Annotated in this window: 10 protein-coding genes; 2 read left to right on the forward strand and 8 right to left on the reverse strand. The window is 69.8% G+C overall.

The window, feature by feature from the left end:
- Positions 1 to 88: 88 nt before the first annotated feature.
- From OG205_RS14670 to OG205_RS14700, 7 genes are all read right to left on the reverse strand, one after another.
- Positions 89 to 745, reverse strand: a complete 657-nt coding sequence (locus OG205_RS14670) for a response regulator transcription factor (protein ID WP_330276787.1) — start codon at positions 743 to 745, stop codon at positions 89 to 91.
- Positions 742 to 1605 (reverse strand): sensor histidine kinase, encoded by an 864-nt coding sequence (locus OG205_RS14675; protein WP_330276788.1) that lies wholly within the window; start codon positions 1603 to 1605, stop codon positions 742 to 744. Before OG205_RS14675 ends, OG205_RS14670 begins: the two co-directional genes overlap by 4 nt.
- Positions 1602 to 2813 carry a serine hydrolase domain-containing protein gene (locus OG205_RS14680; protein ID WP_330276789.1) on the reverse strand — a complete coding sequence of 404 codons (1212 nt, stop codon included), beginning with the start codon at positions 2811 to 2813 and terminating at the stop codon, positions 1602 to 1604. Before OG205_RS14680 ends, OG205_RS14675 begins: the two co-directional genes overlap by 4 nt.
- 314 nt (positions 2814 to 3127) lie before the next feature.
- Complete coding sequence (locus tag OG205_RS14685; protein WP_330276790.1) at positions 3128 to 4678, reverse strand: MDR family MFS transporter; 1551 nt, start codon at positions 4676 to 4678, stop codon at positions 3128 to 3130.
- Positions 4675 to 5298 carry a TetR/AcrR family transcriptional regulator gene (locus OG205_RS14690; protein WP_330276791.1) on the reverse strand — a complete coding sequence of 208 codons (624 nt, stop codon included), beginning with the start codon at positions 5296 to 5298 and terminating at the stop codon, positions 4675 to 4677. Before OG205_RS14690 ends, OG205_RS14685 begins: the two co-directional genes overlap by 4 nt.
- 73 nt (positions 5299 to 5371) lie before the next feature.
- Positions 5372 to 6088: a DUF427 domain-containing protein gene (locus tag OG205_RS14695; protein WP_330276792.1), complete on the reverse strand. Its 717-nt coding sequence runs from the start codon at positions 6086 to 6088 to the stop codon at positions 5372 to 5374.
- A gap of 42 nt (positions 6089 to 6130) precedes the next feature.
- Positions 6131 to 7114, reverse strand: a complete 984-nt coding sequence (locus OG205_RS14700) for a ribose-phosphate diphosphokinase (protein ID WP_330276793.1) — start codon at positions 7112 to 7114, stop codon at positions 6131 to 6133.
- Between the two features lie 424 nt (positions 7115 to 7538).
- Here OG205_RS14700 and OG205_RS14705 point away from each other — a divergent pair, with 424 nt between their 5' ends.
- Complete coding sequence (locus OG205_RS14705; RefSeq protein WP_330276794.1) at positions 7539 to 9032, forward strand: alpha/beta hydrolase; 1494 nt, start codon at positions 7539 to 7541, stop codon at positions 9030 to 9032.
- A 36-nt stretch (positions 9033 to 9068) separates the two neighbouring features.
- Entirely contained in the window at positions 9069 to 10577 is a 1509-nt protein-coding gene (locus OG205_RS14710; protein WP_330276795.1) for an alpha/beta hydrolase, read from the forward strand.
- Here OG205_RS14710 and OG205_RS14715 read toward each other — a convergent pair.
- Positions 10542 to 13325 (reverse strand): AAA domain-containing protein, encoded by a 2784-nt coding sequence (locus OG205_RS14715; protein WP_330276796.1) that lies wholly within the window; start codon positions 13323 to 13325, stop codon positions 10542 to 10544. The genes OG205_RS14710 and OG205_RS14715 overlap by 36 nt on opposite strands.
- Positions 13326 to 13364 lie beyond the last annotated feature (39 nt).

The raw sequence follows: 13364 nt of genomic DNA on the forward strand, positions 1-13364 counted from the left end.
GGTTCCTGGTGGTGCGGCCGAATGGCCCGCGTACCGGTGTTGTACGTGGGTCGTTCGGCCGTGCCGCCAGGGGCCGCCTCGGGCCCGGCTATCGCGGACCAGACCTCGACACAGGCCCTAGTCCTGCTTCGTGGGCGACGATCGCCGCCTGGACGCGGTTCTCCGCGCCCAGGCGGCTCAGGATCGCGCTCACGTGCCCCTTCACCGTGCCCTCGACCAGGTCGAGGCGGCGGGCGATCTGCGCGTTCGACAGGCCCTGGCCGAGCAACGCCAGCACGTCACGTTCCCGCACGGTCAGCGTCTCGATCCGAGAGCGCGCCTGCCCGATCCGGCCGCCGCGGAACCGGCTGATCATCCTGGCCGCCACCTTCGGCGCCAGGTAGGCGCCGCCGGACGCGAGCGCGTGCACGCCCGCGATCAGTTCGCGCGGATCGCCTGACTTCAGCAGGAATCCGCGCGCGCCGCCGTCCAGCGCCCGTTCCAGGTAGCCGTCGTCGTTGAACGTCGTGAGCATCGCGACGCCGAACCCCAGCCGTGCCAGCTCCGTCGCCGCCTCCAGTCCGTCGAGGCGCGGCATCCGGATGTCCAGCAGCACGACGTCGGGCCGGTGCTTCAACGCGAGGTCGATCGCCTCGCGTCCATCCGATGCCTCCGCGACGACGTCCAGTTCGGGGTCGGAGCCGAGGATGGCGCGCACGCCCGCGCGCACCATCGTCTCGTCGTCGGCGAGCAGTACGCGAATCACGAGTCCCCCGAGTGCGGTAGCACGGCGACCAGTTCGAACCGGCCGCCGCCACGACTGACGCGCAGGCTACCCCCGGCGAGCCGCACCCGTTCGCGCAGCGCGACCAGCCCCAACCGGCTGCCCGCGCCGCGCCGTCGTCCGGCGTCGTTGCCCGCCTCGATCACGGTCGTGGCTTCGCTGGTGGTGATGCTCAGCCGCAGCAACGACTTCGGCGCGTGCTTGGCGGCGTTCGTCAGCGCCTCCTGTACTACTCTTCGGACGGTCTGTTCCACTGTGGACGGAATCGGGCCGTCTGTCGTGAACTCGACGTGCATCCCGGCCTTGGTGGCACGGTCGACGAGATCCTGGAGGTCGTGGTCCACCGGCGGCTCACCGTCGCGCAGCAGGAACACCAGTTCCGACAACCGTTCCGTGGCGTCGGCCGCCGTCTCCCGGAGCTGCGCGGCGGCGGCCTGGTGCGCGGCGGGCAACGTCATCTCCAGTGCACCCGCCCGCAACGCCAGCAGACTCAGCTCATGCCCGAGCCGGTCGTGGACCTCGTGCGCGATCCGCGTGCGTTCGCGCAGGTGAGCGGCCTCGACGGTGGCGGCGGCCAGCGCGGCCTGCTGGTGGGCGACCCGCCCGAGGAACCACGGCAACGCGACCGACAGCCCCACCACCGCCAGCGCCATCAGCCCGCCGGCGACCGCCCCCAGCAGCACCAGCGCCGTCCAGGCGGACTCGGTGCGGCGCCCGAGCAGGAACGAGATCACGAACAACGGCCCCCACACCGCGACCGTCCACGGTGGAACGCTGGTCTGCATCGCGAACGACACCGCGACCGCCGCCGCCACACACCCCGCGAGCGCTGCCGTCCTCATCGCCGCCACCTCGCGACCGCAACACTCAGGTTCATCACGCTGGACACGCCCAACCACACCACAAGAGGCAGCGAATAGTGCGCCAGTTGGAAGAACGTGATGTCGCGCCCGCCGCCGTACAGCAGCCCGAGCAGCGTGGGCAACGCCAGCAGGATGCCCAGCGGCACGAACCTGAGCACCTGCCACGCCTTGTGGAACCTCCGGGGCCTCCTCAGCGCTCGAATCCCCAGCCCGACCGACAACAGCGTGAGCGCGGCCAGCACCAGATCGGTCAGCAGCCGGTACGACTCCGGCTCCGGCGGCGTCCTGCCTTCGACGACGTCGGCGATCCCGTTCTCCAGCCCGTACGTGCCCTCGTTGCCGAGCGTGATCCCGCTGTTGGCCATGACCGCGATGCCGTACCCGGACGCCGTCAGCAGCTGCCCGGCCGTGCCGGTGAACCAGATCCCGCTGTGCCGCAACCGTCCCTGCTGGTCGGCCTCCCAGCCCATGCCGTCCTGCGGTGCGAGCTTCTGCTGCGCGGCCAGCCACTTCGCCATGTCGGCGGCCGTGGTGATCACGCCGTCCGATCCTGTGACGAACCGGTCCGGCTCGGTCAGCGGAACCGAGAACCCGTACGCGTAGCCGTGGCCCTTGCGGTAGTCCGGCGGCAGATCGCGTGGTGTCACGTCGATCGCGACGGTGTCCTTCATGTCCAAGGGCTCGAAGACGTGTTTCTTCAGGTATGCGTTGAAGTTCTCGCCCGACGCCACCTCGACCAGCCGCGCGGCCAGGTGGTAGTTGGTGTTGGTGTAGCGGAACTCGTTGTCCGGCACGGCTTGCCGCAGTGCCTCCCGCGCCCGTTCCACCGCCTCGGCCGGACTGCCGGGCTGTTTCAGGCTCTTCTCCGGCAACGTCCGGTCGCTGATCCCCGACTTGTGGGCGAGCAGCTGACGCGGCGTGACGCGAGAGTCGAACACCGGCCGGTCGAGGTCGATCTTGCCGGCGTCCGCGAGCTGCCGCACCGCCAGCGCCGTGAACGACTTGCTGACCGAGGCGATCGCCATCTTCGTGTTCTCGGTGATCGGGGCCCCGGTGGAGTCGTGCCCGAAGCCCTGGACCGCGACCACCTGGTCCCCCTTGGTGATCGCGACGGCGACGCCCGGATAGGAGGCCTCGCCCATGTAGGTGGAAACGAGCAGCGTGAGCGCCGCACCCCAGATGTTCATGGGAGAGAACGTATGGATCAACGTGCGTGGAGACCCGACCTGAAAGGCAGGGCGGACCCCCGACGAAAGTCAGGGGTCACCTGTTGGACCGGAACGCCGGTCGCGTCACTCCGCGTCCTCCAAGGCGGCGAGTTCCCGAACGAGTTCACCTGCCGCCAGTCCGGAACGTGCGACAAACGGGCGAGGACGACCCCTGGGACGGCTACGCCTCCGACGGCGACGAGCGGTGGACACCGGACGCCGTCCGCGCCTGCTGAAACACGGCTGTGGCCCCCGACCACGAACGTCGAGGGCCACAGCCGTGAGCAAGAGATTCAGTGACCCGCGGCCATCTCCGCGGCCAGCCGGTCGTCACCGCTCGTCTCCTTGAGCGGCTTCTCCTTGATGAACACCACCGCGAGCAGCGCGAGCACCGCGAACGGCGCGCCCACCAGGAAGATCTCCGCGGTCGCCGTCGCGTAGATGTCGGCGATCACGGCCTTGATCTCGGGCGGCAGCACCGAGATGTCCGGCACCTTGTTCTCGCCGCCGGTGCCGCCCATCGCGCCGAACTTCTCGGCGGCCAGGGACGAGACCTTGCTCGCGAGCACGGCGCCCAGTGCTGAGACGCCGATCGCGCCGCCCAGTGAGCGGAAGAACGTCAGGGTGGACGTGGTGGCACCGAGATCGCGAGCCGGCACGTCGTTCTGCGCGGCCAGGACCAGGTTCTGCATCATCAGGCCCACGCCGACGCCGAGCACGAACATGTGCACGGACACCATGAACACGGTCGTCTGCGCGGTGATGGTGGACAGCAGCAGCATGCCGCCGACCATGAACACGCCGCCGGCGACCAGGAACGCCTTCCACTTGCCGAACTTCGTGATGAGCTGGCCGGCGACGGTGGACGAGACGAGCAGGCCGAAGATCAGCGGCAGGCCGAGCAGTCCGGCCTGGGTCGGCGTCTTGCCGAGCGAGAGCTGGAAGTACTGCGACAGGAACACCGTGCCGCCGAACATCGCGATGCCGACCAGCGCACTGGCGATGGTCGCCAGGGAGACGGTGCGGTTGCGGAAGATCGACAGCGGCACGATCGGGTCGTGCGCGGTGGCCTCGACGCGGACGGCGGCCACGAGCAGCAGCACGCCCAGCGACACCAGGCCGGCGGTCCAGCCCGACGCCCACTCGAACTTCTGGCCGGCGAGCGACGACCAGATCAGCAGGGTCGAGACGCCGGAGACGATCAGGAACGCGCCCAGGTAGTCGATCTTCGTCTCGGTCTTGCGCACGACCGGCAGGTGCAGGGTGCGCTGGAGCATGTAGATCGCGGCGAGGGTGAACGGAATGCCGATGAAGAAGCACCAGCGCCAGCCGAGCCACGAGGTGTCGACCAGGACGCCGCCGATGAGCGGGCCCGCGACGGTGCCGACGCCGAACACCGCGCCGAACATGCCGGAGTACTTGCCGAGCTCACGCGGCGGGATCATCGCGGCCATCACGATCGTCGCGAGTGCCGTGACGCCACCGGCGCCCAGGCCCTGCACGACGCGGCTGATGATGAGCATCTCGATGTTCTGCGAGAAGCCCGCGATCAGCGAGCCGACGACGAACAGGCTCAGCGACGCCTGGATCAGCAGCTTGCGGCTGTACAGGTCGGCGAGCTTGCCCCACAACGGCACGGTCGCGGTCATCGCGAGCAGTTCGGTCGTCACGATCCACGCGAAGATCGACTGCGAGCCTTCGAGCTCGGAGACGATGCGCGGCAACGCGTTCGAGACGACGGTGCCGGCGAGGATGGCCACGAACATGCCGAGCATCAGGCCCCACATGGCCTGGACGACTTCGCGTTTGCTGTGGACCGGTGTTGGTTCTGCCTCGATGCTCATGATCCCCCTTCGTGATGATGCGGTACGTGAGCCAGCCCGGTGCCGAACAGGGCGAGCGCCTCGCCGACCAACTCACCCAGGGCGACGCTGTCGTCCAGGGCCCATCGCGTTACGGCGCAACGGAAAGCGGCGCTCCCGGCGGCGACCAGCAGCCGCGGGTACACGTGGGACTCGGGCAGCCCCGCCCGCTGTCCCACGGCGTTCGCGAGCAGTTGCTCGGACTCGGCGCTGTTGGCGAACGCGCGGACCAGCAGGTCCGGCCGCTGCATCAGGACTTCCTTGCGCAGCAGCCACAGGTCGCGTGCGTTGTTCAGCTCGTCGGTGATCTCCGCGAGGATCGAGCGCCGGTACGCGTCGAACGGCGAGACCTCGCCGGGAAAGGCCAGGATGCGTTCGGCGATGCGCGGGCCCGCCTCGGGGTCCGCGCCGATGAGGGCCTCGTCCTTGCTCGCGAAGTAGTTGAAGAACGTGCGCACCGAGACGTCGGCCTCGGCGGCGATCTCCTCCACGGTGACGTGGTCGTAGCCCCGCTCGGCGGCGAGACGCACGGTCGCCCGCTCGAGCGCGGCACGCGTGCGGCGCTTCTTGCGGTCGCGCAAGCTCTCCCCCGGCTGGTTCACGAGGGCAAGGGTACGGATTGTTTTGCAGTCACTGCAAGTTTGCAGTGTGTGAACTGAGTCTCGCCGAGAGTAGCTATGACCAGGGACTCTTCGGCTTCTCCTGGAGCTCGCCGTCGACGAAGAGGTCGACCTTCTCGCTGTAGAAGCACGCCATTCCGGCGACCTTCTGACTCTCCGGCAGCGGCTCCCGGTAGATCCAGACGAGGTCCTCGTGGGTCACGCCGTTCACCTCGACCGACCAGTACGCGGCGGTCCCTTTGTACGGGCACTGCGTCCGCGTTTCCGACGGCCTGAGCAGATCGAATCGAACGTCGCTCAACGGCAGGTAGTAGCGCGGTGGAAGGCTCGTCTCGAACAGGATCCGCGGCTGCGACGAGGCCGCCAGCGTCACCCCGTCCAGCGCGACCCGCACGTGCCGTGAGCTGCTCAGGACGTCGACCCGCTTGTACGGGTCACGCGGGTGGACGTAGATCGGCTCGTCCTCTTCCAGCCACTCGTCCATGGCCGCGAACTCGAACCGGACCAGGTCCCGCAGTTCCGCCGAGTCCGGATAGGTCAGCGCGGCGCCCTCGGCCGTGCCGGACCGCGTGACCACGTCGTGGACCACGCCGTCGCCCCTGGTCTCCCCCGTCGGCCTCAGCTCGACGCGCACCGAGGACAGCGGCAGGTAGTAGGCCGGGTAGTACGGGACCTCCCAGACCAGGCGCGGCGAGGTCGCGTCCACGACCAGTTCGCCACCGAAGTACGCACGGACCCGCTTCGCCGAGGTCTCCACTCGCAAGTCGCCCATGCCCCATAGCAACACGGGACGGCGGCGCGAGCTTCCCGGAAGTCAGGCGTTGCCGTCGAACAGCGACGTCACCGAGCCGTCCTCGAAGACCTCGCCGATCGCCCGCGCCAGCAGCGGCGCGATGCTCAGCACGGTCAGGCCGGGGAACCGCTTCTCGTCCGGGATCGGCAGCGTGTCGGTGAGGATCACCTCGCGGGCCTTGCTCGCGATGAGCCGGTCGTGGGCCTCACCGGACAGCACGCCGTGCGTGGCCACGAGGACGACGTCCTTCGCGCCCTGTTCCAGCAACTGGCGTGCCGCCGTCGTGCTCGTCATCGCCGTGTCGATCATGTCGTCGACCACGACGCAGGTGCGGCCCTCGACGTCGCCGACGACGCGGTTGGACGTGATCTCGTTGGGGCGCAAAGGGTCGCGCGTCTTGTGGATGAACGCGATCGGGCAGCCGCCGAGCAGGTCCGCCCACTTCTCGGCGAGCCTGGTGCGGCCGGCGTCCGGGGAGACGATCGTGAGGTCCTCGCCCTGGTAGCGGCCGCGGACGCGCTCGCAGAGCAGCCACATCGCGTGCAGGTGGTCGACCGGGCCGTCGAAGAAGCCCTGGGCCTGCGCGGTGTGCAGGTCGACCGTCACGATCCGGTCGGCGCCCGCGGTCTTGAACATGTCCGCGACCAGCCGCGCCGACACAGGCTCACGTCCGGCGTACTTGCGGTCCTGGCGCGCGTACGGATACGACGGCACGACGGCGGTGATGCGCTTGGCCGAGGCGCGTTTCAGCGCGTCCACCATCAGCAGCTGCTCCATCAGCGAGTCGTTGACGGGCGCGCTGTGGCTCTGCATGACGAACGCGTCCGCGCCGCGCACCGACTCCTCGAAGCGCACGAAGATCTCGCCGTTGGCGAAGTCGTAGGCGGCCTGCGGGGTGATGGCGACACCGAGGTGCTTGGCCACGGCCTCGGCCAGTTCCGGGTGCGCCCTGCCGGTGAGCAGGATGAGCTGCCGCTTGGCGATGCCCGGCTTACCGCTGACCATCGCCCACGCTCCACGCTCGCCCGACCTTGAACCCGATCGTTCAGCATCTCCGCGAGATCACGCAAACTCCGTGTCCGGCCGATGAGATTCCACGTTGCAGAGGAATATCGATTCACTCGATCGGTACCACCCACAGGTAGTCACGTAGCAGCTGCCCTGTCCCACGCTCGGTATAGATCGGGGGAACCGGATTCACCTCTTGGGGTATGACCCTGGTGATTTCTTGATCAGCGTCCTTGAGGTGTCAATGACCATGCCTACGCTCCCCCCATGCCGGAGACCCAGGAAGCACCCGGACCAACAACCCAGGCTCCCCCCGCGAACCCGATCGTGATGGGTACGCCCATCCACGACCAGATCGCCGACCATCTGGGAGTTCGCCAAAAGCATCGACGGGCCGACTGAGCGCGGCTATGAACGCTCCATGCGTCTCACCGTGCTCGGCGCCGTGGTGGCGCTCGTGGTCGTCCTCGCCCCACCGGCTCAGGCCGCGCCCGCCACTGCGCCGGTCGCCTGGAGCCCGTGCGAGCCGGCACGCCCCGGCTTCGAGTGCGCCACGGTCACCGTGCCGCTCGACCACGACGACCCACGCGGCGCGACCACGACGGTGGCACTGACCCGCAAACCCGCCACCGACCGGGCAGGACGCATCGGCTCGTTGCTCTTCAACCCCGGCGGGCCCGGCGCGTCGGGGATCGACTACGTGTGGGCGTGGGGCGAGAAGATGTCGGCCGGGGTGCAGGGCCGGTTCGACGTCGTCGGCTTCGACCCGCGCGGCATCGGCCGATCAAACCCGCTGCGCTGCTTCGCGTCCGACGAGGAGCGGGCGGAGTTCCTGGCCGCAGGCCCGATCTTCCCGTACCAGCGGGCGCAGGAACGGCCGTTCTTCGACCGCTACCGCTCGCTCGCGGCCAAGTGCGACCAGCCGATCGCACGGCACATGAGCACCGCCGACGTCGTGCGTGACCTCGACCTGCTGCGGCGCGCGCTGGGCGACCGCAAGCTCACCTATTTCGGCACCTCGTACGGCTCGTACATCGGCACGACCTACGCGAACATGTTCCCGGACAACGTCCGCGCCCTCGCGATCGACGGCGTGCTGAACCCCGAACTCTGGTCGAGCGGGCGGCAGATCGAGTCCGATCGGATCGCCACCCGGGAGGTGCTCGACGAGTTCTTCCGGCTCTGCGACGAGGCCTCGTGCGCGTTCGGACCGAACTCGAAGCAACGGTGGCTGGCGCTGCTGGACTCGGTGCGCGCCAAGCCGATCACGCTCGGCACCGAGGTGTGGACCTACGACGCAGTGATCCAGTGGGCGTTGTTCGCCGGGTTCGCCTCGGAGAGCTGGACGGACGTCGCCGCGGTGCTGGATCAGCTCTCCGACGCGGCTACAGGCCTGTCGGCGGCGTCGGCCCCGGTCTACGACAACTTCTTCGACGCCAACCTGGGCACGATGTGCGCGGACACCGAGTTCCCGCGCACGTTCGGCGAGTACCGGGCGGTCTCCCGTTACGCGGAGGCCGGGTCGGAGTTCGGCCCCTACTGGTGGTGGAGCACCAGCGCGTGCGCGAACTGGCCCGTGAACGAGGACCGCTACACCGGGCCGTGGCGGGCCCGCACGTCCGCGCCGGTTCTGGTGGTGGGCAACCGGTTCGACGGCTCCACGGACTTCCGGGGCGCACGGGCCGTGGCGAAGCAGCTGCCCAACAGCCGGCTGCTGGAGTACGCGGGCTGGGGGCACATCGCGTACCGGCGCAGCCAGTGCGCCATCGACCACATCCACTCGTACCTGCTCAGCGGAGCGTTGCCCGCGGCGGGGACGGTGTGCCCGGCGAACCCGAACCCGTTCCTCGACAAGGCGTCCCAACTGGCCGGTCACGACTTTCGGCGGTCGACGGGGCCGGTCGCGAGAAGGTAGGAAGAGCGCTTCTGCGGACAAGAGGGGAGCTTGTCGATGCGATTCACCGTGCTGGCCGCCGCGGCCGCGCTCATGATCACCGGCACGCCCGCCGTACAGGCCTCGGGTGGTGGCGCGCAGGTCCCGAAGATCGACTGGGCGGCCTGCGGACCCGAGCGCCCCGGCTTCGAGTGCGCCTCCGTGAAGGTGCCGCTGGACTACGACAACCCGCGCGGCGCCACCACCTCGGTGGCGCTGGCGCGCAAGCCCGCGACGGACAAGGCGCGCCGGATCGGGTCACTGTTCCTCAACCCCGGCGGGCCCGGCGGTTCGGGCGTGGACTTCGCGCTCGGCGCCGGGAACAGGCTGTCGGCGAACCTGCAGGGCCGGTTCGACATCGTCGGGTTCGACCCGCGCGGCATCGGCAAGTCCGATCCGCTGCACTGCTTCTCCAGCGAGGAGGACCTCGGCAAGTTCTTCGAGGGAATTCCCGGCTTCCCGTACCAGGCGGCGCAGGAACGGCCGTACTTCGACCGCTACCGCTCGCTCGGGCCGGAGTGCCTCGACGACCAGCGAATCGCACGGCACATGAGCACCGCCGACGTGGCGCGGGACATGGACCTGCTGCGCCGCGCCGTCGGTGACAGCAAGATCAGCTACCTGGGCTTCTCGTACGGCTCGTTCCTCGGCGCGACCTACGCGAACCTGTTCCCGAACAACATCCGCGCGCTCGTCATCGACGGCGTGCTGAACCCGGCGCTGTGGTCGAGCGGGCAGCAGATCAAGTCGGACCGGATCGCGACCAAGGAGGAGTTCCGCGAGTTCCTGCGCACCTGCGACGAGGCCCAGTGCGTCTTCGGGCCCCAGTCGGAGAAGCGCTGGGACGCGTTGCTGAAGTCGGTGCGCGCCAAGCCGATCGAGCTGGGCGGTGAGGTCTTCACCTACGACGCGGTGATCAACTCCGCGCTCGGCGCGATGTACTCGCCGAGCGACTGGCCGGACGCCGCCGCGCTGTTCGACCAGCTGTCCGACGCGGCAGCCGGCCTCCCGGCCACCTCCGTCTCTTCTGTCACGGCGGAACCGGACTACGCCAACGGGTTCGACGCCTACAACGGCAACGTGTGCGCGGACATCGAGTTCCCGCGCGACTTCAACTCCTACCGGTCGACCGGTAGGTACGCCGAGGCGGGTTCGGAGTTCGGCCCTGCCTGGTGGTGGGGCAACGCGGCGTGCGCGAACTGGCCGACCAACCCCGACCGCTACACCGGCCCGTGGCGCACCCGCACCAACGCGCCGGTTCTCGTGGTGGGCAACTACTTCGACGGTGTCACGGACTTCCGTGGCGCGCAGGCGGCCAACCGTCAGCTCGCCGGCAGCCGTTTGCTGGCGTACGCGGGTTGGGGCCACACGGCGTACGGAGTGAGCAAGTGCGCCACCGACCACACGAACGCGTACCTGCTGGCGGGCACGTTGCCGCCGGTCGGCACGGTGTGCCCGGCGAACCCGAACCCGTTCCTGCCGTCGGTCGCGTCAGCGGAGCCGTTGTTCAAGCCCAGCCGCAGGTAGCTCCTGGGCCAGCTCGACAGCGGCGCGGGCCGGGTCGTCACCGAACCGGCTGCCGAACGCGTCGTGCACGCGCCACCCCGCGTGGGTGAGCGCACGCCAGCGGGCCAGATGCGCCCGCACCCCTTCCGGGTGCGGGCGCGTCTCCACCGCGACGGCGTCGTCCTTCTCCCCCACCACGAGATCCACGCGCCACTGCCCCACCGGGTAGCCGGTGCGCACGGTCAGTCCGGCGGTCCGCAGTTCGGCCGCGAGGCTCGCGGTCCAGGCGTCCTCGGGTTCGGTCCCGGCGGTCTCCGTCGGCGCGACGTCCGCGTGCCGCAGGTACTCGCCGATCAGGCCGGGCGGTTCGGCCGCCGACGTGATCACGTGCACCTGACGGCGAGCGCGGGTGGTGAGGACGGCCAGCAGGTTGCGGTCGTTCACGAACCGCCACGCGCCCGGCTTCTCATCGGCCGCGAGACTGATCACGACCTCGTCGAACTCGCTGCCCTGCACGCCGTGGACGGTGCCCGCCCGGACGCCACCGGTGGTGATCTCGTCCAGCGTCAGCTCGCTGAGCAGAGCCTCCTCCAGGGCGTCGGCCTGGGCGCGGAACGGGGTCACGACGCCGATCGAGCGCACACCGGCGGCCACCCGTTTGCGGACGTGGGCGAGCACGGCGTCCACCTCGGCCTGGTTCGCGCCCTTCGTGGTGCGTTCGCCGGAGACGTGCTCGGTGTCGATGCAGTCGACGTCGGCGATCGACGGGTGCGTGGTGAGCAGCGCGATCTTGCCGTCGTAGAACTTGGCCGCGGCGAACCCGATCAGGTGCGGCGCGCAGCGGTGGTGCTCGTCCAGCCAGTGCACGCCCGCGGTCGCGGCGCCCGCGTCGAACAGGCTCACCTTCGGCACGTCCAGGCGGTCACGCAGGTCCTGCGTGCCCTCCGCGTCGACCGCAGCCTGCACGGCCTGGTCGCTGACGAACGACACGTGCCGCAGCTGCCGGGGATCGCCGCCGATCACCGCGGACCGGCCGCGCAGCAACGCGGGCGCGGCCAGTGGCTGGTCGACGTGGCTCGCCTCGTCGATGATCACCAGGTCGAACATGCCGGGCACCGGCGGGAGGATGTCCTCCACATCGGACAGCGTGCCGACCCACAAGGGCAGTGCCGCCACCAGATCCGCGCTGTCGATCTCGGCGAGTCCACGCCTGCGCGCGGCCCGTCCTGACCGCAGAGCCTTGGCCAGCGCCGCCACCGCACGGCGTGCGCCCGCTCCCCTGCGGCTGACCGAGTACTCCTTGAGCCAGGCGGCGGTGGCGGTCCGGCTCGCGACGTCCTGCTCGGCCAGCAACGGCCGCAGCTCACCGAACGCCGTGCCGCCGCTCGTCCCGATCCGGATGGAGGCTGCGGTCTGCTCGGCCGCCTCGATCGCCGCGGCCAGGTCCTCGACCGAGACCTCGTCGGCACCGGCCAGATTGCGTGCCTTCTTCAGCGCCCACCCGGTGCGCAGCCCACCGAGGAACCCCGTGCGCGGCCGGAGAAGGCCGCGCAGTGCGGCGAAGTCCACGCCCGCGTCGAACACCTTCGGTGCCACCGCTCGGTGCGCCGGCATCAACGCCTGATGCTTCTTGCCTTCTGCCGCAAGCTTTTCGTCCGTGAGCGAGCCATCCGCCGTGCGTTCGACGCGCTGAACCGCTGCGGCGGCAACGCGCCGGACCTGGTCGAGCTCGCCGAGCCGGCCGGGATCGCTCGTCGCGGACAGCCCGTCGCTCAGTTCGCGCGCCATCTCCTGCCGCAGTTCGGAGTCACCGAACAGCACCGGCACCGGCCCGCCCGCCTTGCGCAGCGCGGCACCGAGCACATCGGCGGCGTTGCGGGTGCGGCTCGCGAGAAGCACGGACTTGCCCGCCGCCACGGCATCGAGTGCCAACGCGGCGAGGGTGTGTGTCTTGCCAGCGCCAGGAGGCCCGCCCACGACCGTGATCCGCGCGCGGCGGGCGTGCTCGACCGCGCGCATCTGACTATGGCTGAGCGGCAACGCCGAACTGATCGGCTCGTCGTGCACGTCCGGCTCGGTGGCGGCCCCGTACAGCGCCGCGAACGCCGTGCCGTCAAGGCCCTTCTTGCCCGACCAGTCGAACAGCGCCGTGCCGTGCTCGGTCTTCACGACAGGTTCGCCCGCGTGCAGCCCGGCCCCCATCGCCACGACGAGTTCGTTGCCGGAGATGAACCGCTTCGGGTCGTCGTGCACGATCGGCACGTTCTCGAACCCGGCCTGCCGCAGCGTCTCGGTGATCCACTCCTCGGACGGCGCGAGCGCGGCCTCCCGTTCGGCGGTCTTCGCCCAGTCGTCGATCAGCGGGAACACCCCGGCGTCACCGGCGACGTGAAAGGCGTAGCCGAGCCCGATCCCGTGGTGCAGGCGGACCGGCCGCGACACCAGCGGCAGGCAGACCCGGCGCCGTTGCCCGCCGATCTGCGCGGGTCCGGCGAGGAACGCCCAGCCCAGCCGCAGCAGCCGGTCTTCCTGGTGCAACGCGTCGTACGCGGCGAGGTGCGTGACCTCGTTGCGGGCCTGTTTGGGCGCGGTCCACGAGACCGGCGTCCAATGCGGACCCTCCTGGACGAGCGTGATCGCCCGCCACGACGGCTCGTGGTCGCCGAGCCACAGCAGACCGGCGGACTTGGTGAGGTCGAGCTGGAGCTTCTGCGGCTGCTCAGCGGCACTGAGCCGGGCAAGGGTGCGCAAGACCGCAGAGACGTTCACGCACGACATCGTGCCATTCGAGGCATTAGCTTCGTGGAC

Source organism: Lentzea sp. NBC_00516, from assembly GCF_036346835.1.
Classification (GTDB): Bacteria; Actinomycetota; Actinomycetes; order Mycobacteriales; family Pseudonocardiaceae; genus Lentzea; species Lentzea sokolovensis.